This window comes from Octadecabacter sp. R77987, assembly GCF_042466115.1.
GTDB lineage: Bacteria > Pseudomonadota > Alphaproteobacteria > Rhodobacterales > Rhodobacteraceae > SW4.
Genome location: NZ_JAXHBQ010000001.1, coordinates 2,208,233 through 2,225,281, shown reverse-complemented (window position 1 = coordinate 2,225,281; position 17,049 = coordinate 2,208,233). Strand labels below are relative to the sequence as shown.

At 59.4% G+C, this 17,049-nt stretch carries 14 protein-coding genes; 9 read left to right on the top strand and 5 right to left on the bottom strand.

The window, feature by feature from the left end; genetic code table 11:
* Positions 1-59: 59 nt before the first annotated feature.
* Together rnr and dapE are read right to left on the bottom strand one after the other, a co-directional pair.
* A complete protein-coding gene (gene rnr, locus SJY21_RS11220) occupies positions 60-2,312 on the bottom strand; it encodes a ribonuclease R (RefSeq protein ID WP_377510435.1) in 2,253 nt (750 codons plus the stop codon).
* A 20-nt stretch (positions 2,313-2,332) separates the two neighbouring features.
* A complete protein-coding gene (gene dapE / locus SJY21_RS11215; RefSeq protein ID WP_377510432.1) occupies positions 2,333-3,487 on the bottom strand; it encodes a succinyl-diaminopimelate desuccinylase in 1,155 nt (384 codons plus the stop codon).
* A 289-nt stretch (positions 3,488-3,776) separates the two neighbouring features.
* Between dapE and SJY21_RS11210 the strand changes: the two genes are divergently transcribed.
* Both SJY21_RS11210 and SJY21_RS11205 read left to right on the top strand, forming a co-directional pair.
* A complete protein-coding gene (locus SJY21_RS11210; protein WP_377510429.1) occupies positions 3,777-5,369 on the top strand; it encodes a Hint domain-containing protein in 1,593 nt (530 codons plus the stop codon).
* Between the two features lie 19 nt (positions 5,370-5,388).
* Complete coding sequence (locus SJY21_RS11205; RefSeq protein WP_377510426.1) at positions 5,389-6,477, top strand: Hint domain-containing protein; 1,089 nt, start codon at positions 5,389-5,391, stop codon at positions 6,475-6,477.
* Between the two features lie 39 nt (positions 6,478-6,516).
* Here the strand turns inward: SJY21_RS11205 and SJY21_RS11200 are convergent, their stop codons facing one another.
* Positions 6,517-6,870 carry a hypothetical protein gene (locus SJY21_RS11200; protein WP_377510423.1) on the bottom strand — a complete coding sequence of 118 codons (354 nt, stop codon included), beginning with the start codon at positions 6,868-6,870 and terminating at the stop codon, positions 6,517-6,519.
* A gap of 83 nt (positions 6,871-6,953) precedes the next feature.
* The gene (dapD, locus tag SJY21_RS11195; RefSeq protein WP_377510420.1) at positions 6,954-7,781 is read right to left on the bottom strand and encodes a 2,3,4,5-tetrahydropyridine-2,6-dicarboxylate N-succinyltransferase; all 828 of its coding nucleotides are present in this window, start codon (positions 7,779-7,781) and stop codon (positions 6,954-6,956) included.
* A 153-nt stretch (positions 7,782-7,934) separates the two neighbouring features.
* Between dapD and SJY21_RS11190 the strand changes: the two genes are divergently transcribed.
* Positions 7,935-8,783 (top strand): TIGR00730 family Rossman fold protein, encoded by an 849-nt coding sequence (locus tag SJY21_RS11190; protein ID WP_377510417.1) that lies wholly within the window; start codon positions 7,935-7,937, stop codon positions 8,781-8,783.
* Positions 8,783-9,289: a gluconokinase gene (locus SJY21_RS11185; RefSeq protein ID WP_377510414.1), complete on the top strand. Its 507-nt coding sequence runs from the start codon at positions 8,783-8,785 to the stop codon at positions 9,287-9,289. Before SJY21_RS11190 ends, SJY21_RS11185 begins: the two co-directional genes overlap by 1 nt.
* Here SJY21_RS11185 and SJY21_RS11180 read toward each other — a convergent pair.
* Positions 9,286-10,317: a LacI family transcriptional regulator gene (locus SJY21_RS11180; RefSeq protein WP_377510411.1), complete on the bottom strand. Its 1,032-nt coding sequence runs from the start codon at positions 10,315-10,317 to the stop codon at positions 9,286-9,288. The genes SJY21_RS11185 and SJY21_RS11180 overlap by 4 nt on opposite strands.
* A gap of 131 nt (positions 10,318-10,448) precedes the next feature.
* On the opposite strand from SJY21_RS11180, the gene SJY21_RS11175 reads away from it, so the two are divergent.
* The 5 genes from SJY21_RS11175 (at position 10,449) to SJY21_RS11155 (ending at position 17,036) form a co-directional block, all read left to right on the top strand.
* Positions 10,449-11,678, top strand: coding sequence for an ABC transporter substrate-binding protein (locus SJY21_RS11175; RefSeq protein ID WP_377510408.1), 1,230 nt, complete (start codon positions 10,449-10,451; stop codon positions 11,676-11,678).
* A gap of 68 nt (positions 11,679-11,746) precedes the next feature.
* On the top strand, positions 11,747-12,640 hold the full coding sequence (locus SJY21_RS11170) for a carbohydrate ABC transporter permease (RefSeq protein ID WP_377510405.1): 894 nt from the start codon (positions 11,747-11,749) through the stop codon (positions 12,638-12,640).
* Positions 12,633-13,547 (top strand): carbohydrate ABC transporter permease, encoded by a 915-nt coding sequence (locus SJY21_RS11165; protein ID WP_377510402.1) that lies wholly within the window; start codon positions 12,633-12,635, stop codon positions 13,545-13,547. The genes SJY21_RS11170 and SJY21_RS11165 overlap by 8 nt, the downstream gene beginning before the upstream one ends.
* Before the next feature lie 4 nt (positions 13,548-13,551).
* Positions 13,552-14,631, top strand: a complete 1,080-nt coding sequence (locus tag SJY21_RS11160; protein ID WP_377510399.1) for an ABC transporter ATP-binding protein — start codon at positions 13,552-13,554, stop codon at positions 14,629-14,631.
* Entirely contained in the window at positions 14,628-17,036 is a 2,409-nt protein-coding gene (locus SJY21_RS11155) for a glycoside hydrolase family 2 protein (RefSeq protein ID WP_377510396.1), read from the top strand. The genes SJY21_RS11160 and SJY21_RS11155 overlap by 4 nt, the downstream gene beginning before the upstream one ends.
* The last annotated feature ends 13 nt before the right edge of the window (positions 17,037-17,049 follow it).

The following is a 17,049-nucleotide window of genomic DNA, read 5'->3' as shown; positions in this document are numbered from 1 at the left end:
AACGCGATTGTTTCCAATCAGGAAGCAATCAACATGCCCGCGGCGCGGTAATCCGCCCATCACTTGCGGCTGCGTTTGACCTTGCGGGCGGTCTTGGCCGCTTTCTTGCGCGCCGCGCCTTGCTTGCGCCGCGGTGGTTTGCCACTACGCCCCGCCCCCTTGGTCACACTGCGCCCGTCAAGACGCAGCAAATCAACCACCAGCCCGCCGGTATCGGGCACTGCTTCGGTCAAGGCAACGGTCACGGGCTTGCCCAACCGGATCACCGTGCCTGTGTCCGCCCCTGTCAGGGTCTGGCTGTCGGGATCGTGGCGGAAGTATTCGGCACCCAGATTGCGCATTGGCACCAGCGCATCCGCGCCGGTTTCATCAAGGCGCACGAACACGCCAAAGCGGGCGATACCGCTGATCCGTCCCTCCATCTCTGCTCCCACATGGTCGGACAGATAGGCGGCAAGGTAGCGGTCGGTCGTGTCGCGTTCCGCCATCATGGAGCGGCGTTCGGTGTCGCTGATCAGCTTGGCGGTATCATCAAGGCGATCAATGTCTTCGGGCTGCAAACCATCCTTGCCCCAGCCATGGGCGGTGATCAGGGCGCGATGCACGATCAGGTCGCTGTAACGGCGGATCGGCGATGTGAAATGCGCGTAATTGCGCAAGGCCAGCCCGAAATGCCCGAAATTTTCGGGGTTGTAATAGGCCTGCGTCATGGACCGGAGGGTCGCCATGTTGATCAGTTCGTCGTCGGGTGTGCCCTCGGCCTGTTCCAGCAGGCGGTTCAGGTGCGCGGTTTGCAACACCTGCCCCTTTGCCAGCGTCAGCCCGCTTGCGGCGGCTGTTTCGCGCAGCGCGTCCAGCTTTTCAGGGCTGGGTTCCTCGTGCACGCGGAACAACAACTGGGTTTCCTTGGCGATCAGTGTTTCGGCGGCGGCGACATTGGCCAGCACCATGAATTCCTCGATCAACCGATGCGCATCAAGGCGTTCCTTGAAGTTCACGGCCGTGACCTGACCTTCATCACTGATCACGATCTGGCGTTCGGGCAGGTCCAGTTCAAGCGGCTGACGTTCAGCGCGGGCCTTCTTGAGACTTTCATAGCAGGCGTAAAGCGGGCGAATGATATCGTCCATCAGCGGCGCGACCTTGTCGTTTGGCGCGCCGTCCATGCCTGCCTGCACTTCCTCGTAGTTCAGCGATGCGACAGACCGCATCAAACCGCGATGAAAGCTGTGATCAATCTTGTGGCCCGCCGCGTTCACGCGCATCCGCGCGACAACACAGGCGCGCGGCACGTTTTCGTGCAGCGAACACAGATCACCTGACAACCGGTCAGGCAACATCGGCACCACACGGTCGGGGAAATAGGTGGAATTGCCACGCTTGCGCGCCTCGCGGTCCAGCGCCGAACCCGTCGTGACATAATGCGCGACATCGGCAATCGCGACCCAAAGGATATGGCCGTTCGGGTTTTTCGGGTCATCATCGGGCTGCACAAGGCAGGCATCATCGCGGTCACGCGCATCCCAAGGGTCTATTGTGATCAGCGGCAGGTCTTGCATGTCGTCGCGGCCATCCAGACCGGCGGTCTTGGCAGCATCCGCCTCGGCGACAACATCATCGGGGAAATGATCGGGGATGCCGTGCTGGTGGATCGCGATCAGGGATACGGCGCGGGGTGCTGTCGGATCACCCAGACGGGCGACAATGCGCGCCTTGGGCAGACCCATGCGGCCCTTTGGTCCGGCTTGCTCGGCTTCGACCAGTTCACCGTCCTTGGCGCCGTTCATCGCATCGGGCGCAACGCTCCATTCCTTGTCCGAGCCTTTGTCGATGGGCAGCACACGGCCGCCATCAGACCCGCGCCGGAACACCCCCAGGATACGCAGCGGGTTGGTGCCGATCCGGCGGATCAGGCGGGCGGAATAGTCAAACCCGTCACCCTGTTCCTTGGTCAGACGGGCCAGGATCCTGTCACCTGCGCCCAGCGCCGGATCGCCGTCTTTGGCGATAAAGGCAATCACCGGCGCATCGCCGGTTCCGTGCCACTCCATCGGCCGCGCCAGCAGGTCACCATCAGCGTCCGCCCCCGTGATTTCCAGCACAGACACAGGCGGAAGGCGATCAGGATCGCGGTAGGTTTTCTTGCGTTTCTCAAGATGCCCTTCTTCTTCAAGCTCGCGCAGGATGCGTTTCAGGTCGATGCGCGCGGCACCTTTGATCCCGAACGCCCGCGCGATATCGCGCTTGGCGGCTTGGGTCGGGTTTTCGGAAATCCATTGCAGGATTTCGTCCTTGGATGGGATGCGTTTCATGAGGTCTGCCCTAGCACGGGTCAGGGCTGGCTGAAATAGGCACGCAGGATGCGGGTGTAGATCGCCTTGAGGGTTGCAATGTCGGCCACGGGCACGCGTTCGTCCACCTGATGCATCCGTTTGCCCACAAGACCGCATTCGACCACGGCGCAGTGATCCTTGACGAAACGCGCATCCGATGTGCCGCCGGTTGTGGACATTTCGGGGGTGTTTCCAGTTTCTGCGTGCACCGCATCGCTGATCAGCTTGGAAAGCGCGCCGGGGGGTGTCAGGAACGCCTCGCCCGACACCTTTGTGTCCTGGGTGATCGTCACGCCAAATTCAGCCTGCACCGCGTCGATTTCCGACTGGAGCCAGGCGGTGAGACTTGCGCCAGTGTGCGTATCGTTGAACCGGATGTTCACGCTGGCGCGGACTTGCGCGGGGATCACGTTGGTGGCGGGATTGCCAGTGTCGATGGTGACAATCGCAAGGGTGGACGGGTCGAAATGATCGGTGCCAGCGTCAAGGGTATGGCTGGCCAGCCGGTCCATCAACCGCGCCATCGCGGGCAGCGGGTTCAGCGCGCGATGCGGATAGGCGGAATGGCCCTGTTTGCCCGTCACGGTGATATGCGCGGTCATTGATCCGCGCCGCCCGATCTTGATCATGTCGCCCATGGTTTCGACACAGGTGGGTTCGCCGACGATACAGGCGCGCATGGCTTCGCCCTCTGCCGCCATCCAGTCAAGCAGGGCAGTCGTGCCGTCCAGCGCCGGGCCTTCCTCGTCGCCGGTGATCGCAAGGATGATCGCGCCGTCCGGGGGCGTATCACGCACGAAATCCACGGCGGCGGCGGCAAATGCGGCGACGCCCGATTTCATATCGGTCGCGCCGCGCCCATAAAGGTAGCCATCGACGATCTCTGCGCCGAACGGGTCGTGCGTCCATGCGGCCTCGTCACCGACAGGAACCACATCCGTGTGGCCATTAAACCCAAAGCTGCGCGCGGCCCCCTTGGCGCCCCAACGCGCGAACAGGTTGCACACGCCACCCCGATCAACACGGGTGCATGTAAATCCGGCGTCCGACAACACCCTTTCCAGCAGCACCAGCGCGCCACCCTCGGCGGGCGTAACCGACGCGCAGCGCACCAAACGCGCCGTAAGGTCAACCGGGTCGATGGGTTTGGTCATTGTCCGCTCCTTTGTGCCACACAGAGGTAGCGCGCAGCACGGGGCGATGTAAATGCACCTGTGGCGGGCATGCGACACCTTTTGAAGCCACATCAAGAAAGAGCCATAAATTACTCACAAAAAGGGACAAATCAGCCTAATGTGAAGCCAATAATAGACCCGAGGCAGGGCAGACATCAAAGAGACCCAAGATGGTCCGTGGCGAGCAGTAAATGCCACAAGATATAGGTTGACGTGCAAGGAAAGCACGATTCCGTCTGGACTGCTTCCAACATAGGGTTGGGGCAAAATGGTTGCGGCAAGCGAGCTGACATACAACACAAGCGCCACTGCGATGCAGATGGCGAACTCGATTTTTGGCAATGGCGTCACCGTCACGAGCGCGAGCTATTCCGGTTCCAGCTATTCCTCGGCAATTTATTCGAACGGCGATTCCATCGCTCCGGGGGTCACGCCGGGCGACACGGGTGTGATCCTGTCAACGGGGGTGGCAAGCCACTTTACCAATTCCAGTGGTCAGTCGAACCAGGATACCAACACCAGCACCAACACCGGCGGCGCCAATAACGATGCCGATTTCAATGCGGTCGCTGGCACCAGCACTTATGATGCCTCGTATATGGTCGTGGATTTCATCCCGACCGATGACGTGATGACGATGCAGTTCGTCTTTAGTTCTGACGAATACCCCGAATACTCGAACTCGATCTACAACGACATGGTCGGGGTCTGGATCAACGGCACGCATGTGCCGCTGTCGATCGCGAACACCAACCAGACGGCCATTGGCGCGGTCAACCAGAACAACAACATCAACCTTTATAACGATAACACGTCCGACCAGTACAACACCGAGATGGACGGTTTCACCGTCACCATGACGCTGACAATTCCGGTGAACGTTGGCGTGACAAATACGATCAAGATCGGCATCGCTGATGTGTCCGACAGCAACTATGATTCAAACCTGCTGATCGCAGCGGATTCCGTCCAAACGCAGCTGGTGGCCGAACAAGACCTTGTCACGATGCAGGACAGTGTGACCAAGAACGTTGATGTGCTGGCCAACGACATCAACAACACGACCGGCACTTTGCAGATCACTCACATCAACGGAAATGCCGTAACGGTGGGTCAGACAATCACCTTGCCGACGGGCCAGACTGTCAAGCTGCTGGCCGATGGCACATTCGACATCACGACCGACAGTGACTTTGAAACGACAAGCTTTACCTACGAGGTCGAAAGCAAGGACGGGTCTGGCAACGTGCTGGAAACCGATGTCGGGTTTGTCACCGTTGAAACGATCCCCTGTTTCGTGGCCGGCACCCTGATCCGCACGCCCGATGGCGACAAACCGGTCGAGCGCTTGCAGGCCGGCGATATGGTCATCACCCACGATGACGGTGCGCAACCGCTGCGCTGGGCCGGTCAGCGCGCGGTGCCCGCAATTGGCAAGATGGCCCCCATTCGCATTCGCGAAAACACCTTTGGCGAGCACGGCACGCTGATGTTGTCACCCCAGCACCGGGTGCTGATCCGCGACACCATGGCAGAACTGCTGTTTGGTGAAGGCGAAGTTCTGGTCGCAGCCAAGGATCTGGTCAATGACAGTTCGGTGCGTCCGGTGGAAGGTGGCGAAGTCACCTATGTGCACCTGTTGTTTGACAAGCATCAGGTCGTCTATTCCGAAGGTCTTGCCACCGAAAGTTTCCTGCCCGGCCCCCAAACGACCAAAGCATTTGAAAAGGACATCGTCGACGAAATCTGCGCCGTTTTTCCCGAATTGAACGCGCTGACCGGCGAGGGGTATAGCCCTGCCGCCCGGCGCACCTTGCGCCACTACGAGGCACGGCTGCTGCTATCCGAGGCAGCGGCGTAACGATGCGGGCGCGCCGAAGATGAGTTGGATCGGGCTACGTGATGACAGCGAGGGCGTATTCAGCCCTGCTGGCCTTGGTCAGCCCAATCTTGCCACCTTACCTGACCCTGACAGCCTGCTTACCACTGGCACGCTGTTTGTGGAATGCAGCTATGAACCCGGCCCGCTGCCGGTGAATATCCTGCGGTTGTTCTCCCGCGATCCGTGGCCATCGGCCCTGACGTTGTGCCTTGATACGGACGGGACGTTGCGGCTGTTGATGCGGCACGGTGCGCGCCACCTGTCGCGTGATCTTGCGACCGACTTGCAGGTCAGCGAAAGCGTTTTGCAGATCACCTATGCATGGGATTGCAGTGCGCGCCGTGGCACGCTGACGCTGTATGTCCCCGACCGCTGCATGCTGTTTCAAACCGATGTCAGCGCGCCGTTTCCGCTGACGTTTCGCGATGCGACACGGTTGATGGCCGACCGCACCCTGTGCAAGACCGATCCAAGCCTGCGCTTTGCCGCCCTGTCAAACCGTGTGGAACCTGCGGGGCCGATGCCTGCGATCGGCGCGGGTGCCACCATTCTCACACCCGAGGGGGAAACAACAATCGACGCGTTGCGCCCCGGTGAATTTGTCAGCACGGCGCAGGGCGATGTGGCACAGGTGCGGTGGGTTGGATCGCAGGTTTTGCCAGCACGCGGGCGGTTTGCACCTTGCCTGCTGCGCGCGCCCTATCATGGTGCTTCGGCCGATCTTGTGCTTGCGCACGACCAACGGATTTGCCTGTCAGGATCGGACGTTGAATACCTGTTCGGCGAAGAATGTGTGACCGCTGCAACGCGCCATCTGATTGATCATCGTGCCGTTTTGGAAATCGACCCCGCGCCGCAAACGGTCCGGTATTATCACGTGTTGCTGGATCGCCATGCGGTGATTGTCGTCAATGGCGCGCCGCTTGAAAGCTTTGATGTCAGCGCGCTTCTTGCTGATCCGGCTGTATTGCCCAATTCCGTCTTGCGGGACTTGCCGGCCGAATTGCGCCCCATGCGGTCTGATCTGGCGCTGCCGGTCTTGCGCGGATTCGAGGCACTGACCCTCACGGAACTGGCAACGGCCTGACACCCTGTCTTGCGCAAGTTGCCTGCGGGTTGCGGGTGGTCAGGCGGGTTCGTCATCCCCAAAGAACGGAGTCATCTGCGCAACGATCACGCTGTTTTCGGCCAGCGCGCGTTCCATCAGTTCCTTTTCGTCGTCCGCGATGTCGTGCCCTTCGGCAAGGCGTTCATCCAGCGTGCCGTAGCCGGACACATCAAGCGGGTTCATGTCCGCCTGCTTCAGAATTGCGACAGTTTCGCGCACGGCCTCGGCCTCGTCGATGCCACTGGCATAGATCATCAGCGCGGCACCGGTGGCAGCCCTGGGCAGGCCGTCACCGTCCTTGCGGCCCACCTCGACCAATAGGGTAAAGACCTGCTGGCGCGAGGGTTTCTTTTTTTTCGGGGCGTCAGACATGATGGTGCCTTTCGGGTGCGTGGGTTCATAACCCACGTTACGGGACGGCGGGTAAGGTGGGTTCGTGAACCCACCCGCCCAGATCAATCGCGCAACAATTCGTTGATACCGGTCTTGGAGCGCGTGCGTTCATCAACGCGTTTCACGATCACGGCGCAATACAGGTTGATGCCGTTTTTCGACGGCATGGAGCCAGCGACCACAACCGAATAGGGAGGCACTTCGCCATAGAAGACCTCGCCGCTTTCACGAACCACGATCTTGGTCGACTGGCCGATGAACACACCCATTCCCAGCACCGAACCCTCGCGGATGATGCAGCCCTCAACGACTTCGGATCGCGCGCCGATAAAACAGTTGTCCTCGATGATGGTCGGGCCGGCCTGCATGGGTTCCAACACGCCGCCAATCCCGACACCGCCGGACAGGTGCACGTTCTTGCCGATCTGTGCGCAGCTGCCCACCGTTGCCCAGCCGTCAACCATCGACCCTTCGTCGACATAGGCGCCGATGTTCACGAACGACGGCATCAGCACCACGTTCTTGCCGATGAAGGCCGACCGGCGCACAATACTGCCCGGCACGGCGCGAAAGCCCGCGTCACGCCACTGGTTGTCGCCCCAGTTGTCGAATTTGCTTGGCACCTTGTCCCACCATGTGGATGCGCCATTCCCGCCCGGAATCGTTTCCATATCGTTCAGGCGGAACGACAACAAAACGGCCTTTTTCGCCCATTGGTTCACATGCCAGTCACCGTTGTCGCGCCGCTCGGCCACGCGCAGTTTGCCACTGTCGAGCGCGGTCAGCGTGTCTTCGATCGCGTCGCGCACTTCGCCGGTTGTGGTGGGGGAAATCCCGTCACGGGCTTCCCATGCGGCTTCGATGGCGGTTTCAAGTGCGGCGTTGGACATTGTGTTCTCCGGCGTGGCTTGGGTCAGGGTTGCCTGCGCTATAGCGGCGGCGGGCGAGTCACGCAATCACTTGGGGTTGCACGCGCGGTGTTATTGGACTTTGCCCGCCAACCCTGCCAGACATTTTGAACAACTCACGAGGGAGCACGCTATATGAACACCGACCCGCATCGCCATCCGTTTCGCCGTAGCGGTGAGGATCGCGAGACTGCCAGCCAGATACCTGATACGCCGCAAACCCGCGCGCCGTCCTATGCCTTGGCCTTTGCCGATCCCGATTTCATGTGCCGCGACGAGCTTCGCCCCGTGCGATTGCAGCTTGAGTTGCTCAAGCCCGAAATGCTGATGAACGAAGCCAAGGTGCAATCAACGATCGTGATGTTTGGTGGCGCGCGCATTCCCGCACCCGCAAACAAGGATCAGGCGCGCACCAAGACGCTGGCGGACCTGTCGAAATACTATGACGAGGCGCGCAAGTTTGCCCGCATTGTCACGACAGAGGGTCTGAAATCGGACGCGCTTGAAAACGTCATCGTCACGGGCGGCGGCCCTGGCGTAATGGAAGCAGGCAACCGCGGTGCACTGGACGCAGGCGGCAAAAGCATCGGGCTCAATATCGTGCTTCCCCACGAACAAGCGCCAAATGAATACGTCACGCCTGAACTGTGTTTCAACTTTCACTACTTTGCCATTCGCAAGATGCATTTTCTGATGCGCGCCAAGGCAATCTGCGTGTTTCCCGGGGGCTTTGGCACTTTGGACGAAACATTCGAAGCCCTGACCCTGATCCAGACCGGCCGGATGGAGCGCGTGCCGTTCTTGATGTTTGGCCGCGCATTTTGGGAAAAGATCATCAACTGGGACGCGCTGGCCGATGCGGGCACGATTTCCGAGGAAGACCTGAACTTGTTCCGCTTTGTCGAAACCGCTGACGAGGCCGTCGAGGTCATCGCAAACTGGCAGGGTGCTGGCGAAAAGCGCGGCGCTATTCCGGGGCGGTGATGCGCGCAATTCTGGTTATGGGCGTGTCGGGGGTAGGGAAATCGACGATCGGCAAAGGGCTGGCGCAGCGCATTGGCGCAACGTTTCTGGATGCCGATGATTTCCACCCGCCCGAAAACGTTGCGCGGATGGCAGCGGGCCAACCGCTGACGGATGACATGCGGTGGCCGTGGCTTGACCGGTTGATCAGTGAAGCGAACAAGGTGCGCGCGGATCGCGATGTTGTGCTGGCCTGTTCGGCGTTGCGGCGCAGCTATCGCGACCATTTGCGCGAGGGCATCGCTGATCTGGTCGTGGCCTACCCTGATGCGCCGCGTGACCTGATCGCGCAAAGGATGCAGGCGCGCGCGGGTCACTTTATGCCGCCCGCCCTGTTGGAAAGCCAGTTTGCCACGCTTGAGGTGCCCACGCCCGACGAAGGCACGCTGACCATCAACGTCGATCAGCCGGTTGACGCAATTGTTGCGCAGATTGTCGATGCCGTGACCTGCCTGTTTTCAAGCTAGTCTTTGGGATGTTTGGGCACTTCGAGGCCTTGCATCGGTGGGGCGTTAGGTTCGCGCACGGCCTGAATGGCGGCGCGCGCAAGAAATTCACCGGCGTGCTTTACGTCCTCGGGGATGACGATGATGCCTTTGCGAAAAAGCTTCAGGAATGGCATCGGCTCTTTCGAGAAAACATCAATGTCGGTCGCGACATCAAAGCCCTCGGCCTCCATGCCCGCGACGGCGGCCATGGTCGCGGTGGTCGATCCGCTGATGATCCCGTCGATTAGCGGATCTTGAGTGACCGCCTGCGCAACGTAGGCACTCACGTCATCATAGCTGTTGTCGCTATCGATACCCTTGGCGAGGGTCAGCATAACACCGCATTCAAGCGCGGCAGACTGCGCACCTTCAATCGTCTCGCGGCCATAGTTTTGCGTGACAGGCGGCGCGATCAACAAGAGGCGTTTGCGGCATCGACGCGCCAGATGTTCAACCGCGATCCGGCCAAAAACCGCATTGTCAAAATCATAGTAGGAATGCTGTTCAGCCCATTTGCTGCGCCCGTGCGTGGCAAAAGGGAAACCCCGCTCGCGCAGATAGGCCACGCGCGGATCGTCTTCTTCGATCTGGTTAAAGATCACCGCGTCCGCCGAGCCGGTTTCGACAATGTAGCGGAATGGACGCAACACATCGTCGTCGGGATAGTGTGGTGTCACGTTCAGGTGAAACTGCGTTTCCTTGAGCCCCGCCGCGATTGACGAAATCAAACGGGCGGTGTGGTTCATCAGGTCATGTTCGATCGGCAGCACAAGGCTGATCACATTGGTGCGGCCCGTGCGCAATCGCACGCCGGCCCAATTCGGCACATAACCGACCTCTTTGGCGATCTGGCGCACGCGTTCCTTGGTTTTCTGGCCAATGTCGGGTGCATCACTCAGTGCGCGCGATACAGTGGGGACAGCCAAGCCGCTGAGTTGCGAAATCGTCTTGAGAGTAGGCTTGGGGCCTACTTTATCAGGGGTTGCGCGTTTGATTTCGTTTTCCACAGCATCACTCGTTTTAGGATCGTCGCGGGATATCAGGTCCGCAGAAAAGTTGAACATAATAACTGTTGCCACCGCAATCTAAAACGATATAGAAAAATCTACAACGATTTAGAACCAGGGAGGAGAGAATCGTGAAACTAACAACCAAACTGCTCGCGGCGACTGCACTTGTCGGTGCATCGACGGCACATGCGGCCGATCTTGAGGTCACGCACTGGTGGACATCCGGTGGTGAAGCTGCCGCTGTGTCCAAGTTCGCCGAAGCGTTGAACAGCAACACCGAACACACATGGATCGACGGCGCGATTGCCGGTTCGGGCGGCACCGCGCGCCCGATCATCATCAGCCGCATCATCGGCGGTGATCCAATGGCGGCCACCCAGCTGAACCACGGACGCCAGGCCGAAGAACTGATCGAAGCGGGTCTGATGACAGACCTGACCGAACTGGCCGAAGCCGAAGGCTGGGCCGATATCGTCAACCCGTCAGGCCTGCTGGACAGCTGCACGCTGGACGGTCGCATCTATTGCGTTCCCGTCAACATCCACTCGTGGCAGTGGATCTGGCTGAGCCATGCTGCATATGAAACCGCCGGCGTCGATGTGCCAACCAACTGGGATGAATTTGCCGCCGCCGCCCCTGCCCTGCGTGAAGCGGGCATTCAGCCGCTGGCGATGGGTCAGCAAGGCTGGCAGCAAAGCGGTGCATTTGGTGTGATGGCGATTGCCCTTGCCGGACAGGACGCATGGTCCGCCGTGAACATCGACAAAAACGCCGATGTGGCCGCTGGCCCTGAATACGCCCGCGTGTTCCAGGCTGCCGTTAACGCCCGCGAATTTGCCGCCGGGTCAAACGTGCAGGACTGGAACCAGGCCACCAACATGGTGATCACCGGCACCGCCGGCGGTCAAATCATGGGTGACTGGGCTCAGGGTGAATTCCAGGTGGCCGGTCAGGTCGCTGGTGAAGACTACACCTGCCTTCCCGGTCTGGGCGAAGCCGAGATTCTGGATACAGGCGGCGATGCGTTCTACTTCCCTGTCGTCGATGACCCCGAAGTGCAGGCCGCACAGCTGGAACTGGCGTCACTGCTGATTTCGCCAGCTGTTCAGGTGTCGTTCAACCTTGCCAAGGGTTCGCTGCCCGTGCGCGGTGACATCGACATGTCTGCTGCAAACGACTGCATGCAGAAGGGTCTGGATATTCTGGCAAGCGGCAACATCCTGCCATCCGGGGACATGTCGCTGACACCTGATACGCAAACGCAGGTCGAAGAACTGATGGCTGAATTCTGGTCGTCGGATATGAGTGCCGAGGACGCGCAAGCGCGTTACGCATCCATTATCGCTGACGCTGACTAAACCCATGCGCAGTGCGGGCCCGACCAATGCGTCGGGCCCGAATTCTTTCTAGACAAATGGGGGTAACGATGGACGCGAGCAAGCGACCCAGCAGGCTGTTCCGGAACCTTAACGCCAAGATCGCCTCCGTGCCGATGATCCTGACCGCGATGGTGGTCTTTGTCGGCGGCACCACTTGGACTGTTGTGCATTCCTTCACCAACTCGCGGCTCTTGCCCAAACTCGACTTTGTCGGGCTTGATCAATACGAGCGCCTCTGGTCCAGCAGCCGCTGGATGATTTCCATCACCAACCTTGCGGTTTACGGCGTCTGTTCGCTGATCCTGACGCTGGTGATCGGCTTTACGCTTGCGGCGATGCTAGATCGCAAAATTCGTGGTGAAGCGATATTCCGCTCTATCTTTCTTTACCCGTTTGCCCTGTCGTTCGTTGTGACGGGTCTTGCATGGCAATGGATCCTGAACCCGGATTTCGGTGTGCAGGGTGTGATGCGTGGATTGGGGTGGGAAAGCTTCACATTTGATCCGCTCAACAACCCCGAAATCGTGATTTTCGGCATCCTGATCGCCGGTATCTGGCAGGGGTCGGGGCTGATCATGGTGATCATGCTGGCCGGTCTGCGCGGTATCGACGAGGACATCTGGAAGGCCGCCCGCGTTGACGGGATCGGCACCGTCAAGACCTACATCCGCATCGTCATTCCAATGATGCGCCCCGTGTTCATCACGGCGCTGGTGCTGATCGCCAGCGGGATCATCAAACTGTATGATCTGGTGGTTGCACAGACGAATGGTGGCCCCGGCCTCGCATCCGAAGTGCCCGCGAAATACGTGATCAACTATATGTTTCAGGCGCAAAACCTTGCGCAGGGTTTTGCTGCCTCGACGATGATGCTGGTGTCGGTGATCATTATCCTGATCCCCTGGGCCTACCTTGAATTCGGAGGCCGGAAAAATGGCTGATACGTCTCTTCACGCGTCCACTGACATGACCGGCCCGCGTGGTCCCAAGCCAAGGCGCCGGTTGTCACGCAACAACATCTTTCTTTACGGCACGCTGCTGCTTGTCTCGATCTACTACCTGCTGCCGCTTTACGTGATGGTTGTCACCTCGCTCAAGGGCATGCCGGAAATCCGGTTGGGCAACATTTTCAGCCCGCCCGTCGAGGTGACGTTCCAGCCGTGGGTCACGGCCTGGGCCGAAGCCTGCACCGGTATCAACTGTGACGGGCTGTCGCGCGGTTTCTGGAATTCGGTGCAGATTCTGGTGCCATCTGTGGTGCTGTCGATCCTAATTGCCAGTGTGAACGGCTATGCGTTGTCCAACTGGAAATTCAAGGGATCCGAGGTGTTCTTTACCATCCTGATCCTTGGTGCCTTCATCCCCTATCAAACGATGATCTACCCGATCGTGATCCTGTTGCGCGAAATCAAGCTGATGGGAAGCATCTGGGGGCTGGTGCTGGTGCATACGGTGTTCGGGATGCCGATCCTGACGCTGTTGTTCCGCAACTATTTCACGTCCATCCCCGAGGAGTTGTTCAAAGCGGCCCGCGTTGATGGTGCCGGATTCTGGGGCATCTATTTCCGCATCATGCTGCCCATGGCGATCCCGATCTTCGTGGTGGCTGTGATCCTTCAGGTGACAGGCATCTGGAACGACTTCCTGTTCGGTGTGATCTACACGAAACCCGAAACCTATCCGATGACGGTGCAGCTCAATAACATCGTGAATTCGGTGCAGGGCGTCAAGGAATACAACGTCAACATGGCGGCGACATTGCTGACCGGCCTCGTGCCGCTTGTCATCTATTTCGCTTCCGGAAAACTATTTGTGCGCGGCATTGCGGCCGGCGCAGTCAAAGGCTGATCTTATGACCCACTCTGTTCAAATCAAGAACCTCGACCTGAATTTCGGCTCGGTAAAGGTGCTGCGCGACCTGAACCTGGATATCAACGAGGGCGAGTTTATCGTGTTGCTGGGATCGTCCGGCTGCGGGAAATCAACGTTGCTGAACTGCATCGCGGGATTGCTGGAAGTCAGCGACGGGCAGGTTTTCATCAAGGGCGAGAACGTCACCTGGAAGGAACCCAGTGAACGCGGCATCGGCATGGTGTTCCAGTCCTACGCGCTTTATCCGCAGATGACGGTCGAAGGGAACCTGTCGTTCGGCCTGAAAAACGCCAAGATGCCAAAAGACGAAATCGCGAAACGGGTCGCCCGCGCCGCCGAAGTCTTGCAGATCGAACAACTTCTGAAACGCAAACCCGGTGCGCTGTCGGGCGGGCAACGCCAGCGTGTCGCGATTGGCCGTGCATTGGTGCGCGATGTTGATGTGTTCCTGTTTGACGAACCCCTGTCCAACCTTGATGCGAAACTGCGTGCGGATTTGCGGGTTGAATTGAAACGCCTGCACCACTCCCTGAAGAACACGATGATTTATGTGACCCATGATCAGGTCGAGGCGATGACACTGGCCGACCGGATCGCGATCATGAAGGGCGGCAATATCATGCAGCTTGGCACCCCGGACGAGATTTATAACCGCCCGCAGAACATCTATGTGGCTGATTTTATCGGCTCGCCCTCGATGAACTTTATGGAGGGCGAATTCCGCGACGGCACGTTTACCACCGATGGTGTGGCGATGCCGATGGAGGGCTATGAATATGCCAGCGAAAGCGTGCACAACGGCCCCGCCGTGATTGGCATCCGCCCCGAACACATCATCACAGGCGAATTGGTCAGCAATGCGCCGATCCAGATGGATGTGACGGCTGATCTGGTCGAACCGATGGGCTCGGACACGCTTGTGCACGTCACGGTGGCCGGCAAGACATTCCGCATCCGTATGGACGGACAGGCCCGCGTGCACGAAGGCGATGACCTGAGAATCGGCATCGTCCCCGCACAGGCGTCCCTGTTTGACAAAGAAACCGAGGCGCGACTGTGACACCTGCCAAACGGTCCGTTTGCGCCGATCTGATGGGCGCGTGGACACTGACAGACATCAATGGCGATTACCGCTGTGACATCGTGACGCCCTGTGACGGGATTACGGCGCTGCACAAGGCGGGCCATATTCCAGACCCTTACTGGGGGCGCAACGAATATAATCTGCGCTGGATCGGCGAGCGTGACTGGGTAGTGCGGCGCGATGTGACGCTGACGGACACGGGCGTTGATCTGGTGATTTCCGGCGTCGATACCGTGGCGACAATCCGTTGGAACGAGCAGGTTGTTTTGCAAAGCGACAACGTGCATCGCAGCTTTCGGGTTGATCTGTCAGATGTGGCCAAGATGGGCAGGAATACGGTCGAAATCACCTTTCATTCGCCCGTGGTCGAAGGCGCGAAACGCCAAGCGGCGCATCCGTTCCGCATCCCCTATTCGACCGACAACAACCCCATCCCCAACGGCAATATGTTGCGCAAGGTGCAATGTGATTTCGGCTGGGACTGGAACATCGCGCTGACGCCTTTTGGCATCGGCGGGGATATCCGGTTGGAACTACATGGCGCGCCACGGATTGATGCGGTGCTGGTGCAACAGACCCATCAGGACGGGACGGCAGTTGTTGATGTGACACTGCAGGCCGCCCATCTGGATGGTGAAACGGCGCAGGTGAACCTGTGCGGTGAATCGGCGCGCGCCGTGATTGCAAATAGCAAGGCTGTGGCGCGCCTGACGGTCAAGAACCCGGGTTTATGGTGGCCAAACGGGCAAGGGCCGCAAACCCTGCACGATCTGGAAATCGCGGCGGGTGGCGTCACCGCCGGGCGCCGTGTGGGACTGCGCAGTATCGAACTGGTCACGCAGCCAGACGCTGCGGGTGCATCCTTCGGGTTTCGCGTCAACGGGCGGGATGTGTTTGCCAAGGGTGCAAACTGGATTCCCGCTGACGCCCTGCAAGGCAACATCACTGACGCGAACACGCGCGCGTTGCTGCAATCCGCCGCCGATGCGCATATGAACATGATCCGTGTCTGGGGCGGCGGGCGGTACGAGCCTGACAGTTTCTATGACGCGTGCGATGAACTGGGGCTGATGGTCTGGCAGGACTTCATGTTTGCCTGTTCAATCTATCCCTCTGACGATGCCTTCCTTGAAAACGTCACCGCCGAGGTGCGTGAAAACACCGCCCGCATCCAGCATCATGCCTGCCTTGCGCTGTGGTGCGGGGATAACGAATTGGTCGGCTCGCTTGGCTGGTTTCCCGAAACGCGCGAAAACCGAGACCGGTATCTGGTGAATTATGACCGGCTGAACCGGACGATTGAAACGGCGATGAAATCGGTTGATCCGGCGGCGAACTGGTGGCCCTCGTCCCCGTCGCTTGGGCCGATGGATTTCCGCGATGGCTGGCATGTGGACGGCCAGGGCGACATGCATTTCTGGTCGGTCTGGCACGAAGGGCGTGACTTTGTTCACTACCGCGATGTCACCCCACGCTTTTGTTCCGAGTTCGGCTTTCAGTCCTATCCGTCGATGTCAGCAATCCGCAAGTTTGCCGCGCCCGAAGATTTCAACATCGCCGCGCCCGTGCTGGAAAGCCACCAAAAGAACGCAGGCGGCAACGCGCGGATTGCGGAAACGATGTTTCGCTATTTCCGCTGGCCGGAAAAGTTCGAAGATTTCGTTTACCTGTCTCAAGTGCAGCAGGGCATGGCGATCAAGACCGCCGTGACCCATTGGCGCAGCCTGAAGCCGCAGTGCATGGGCACGCTTTACTGGCAGCTGAACGATACGTGGCCCGTGTGTTCCTGGGCTTCGCTTGATCATGGCGGCAACTGGAAGTTGCTGCACCACATGGCGCGCGAATTCTACCGCCCCGTGTTGGTAACGGCGGTGCCTGTGGGTGATGAAATCGTGCTGCGCGGGGTCAATGATCTGGCCGACGCGGTTGGTGTTTCAGTCACAGCCGTGGCCTTGGCGATGGATGGCAGCACCCGCGATCTGGGCAAGGCGGATGCAAAGGTTGGTGGTGGCGCAATTGACGTGCTGACTGTGCAAGCCGGTGATCTGGGCGCGCAAGAGATGTTGTTTTATACGTGGGCCGCCACTGACGGCACCAGCGGCAGCGATATCCATGCGCCCCAGCCGTTCAAGCATTACGCGCTGCATGCCCCCGAGATTGCGATGAAAGTCGCGGAAAAAGGCGGCGTTTGGCATGTCACGCTGACGGCACAAAAGCCTGCGTTTTTTGTCAGCCTCGAGGCATCGGTCGCCGGGCGGTTTGACCGCAACGCCGTGCATCTGATGCCCGATGCCCCGCTCACATATTCATTCGTACCACAGGGGGGCGATACGCCCGCATTCACCCTGCGCGATCTTCACACAGCCACGATGGCCCGCTAACCCGAAAGGAACA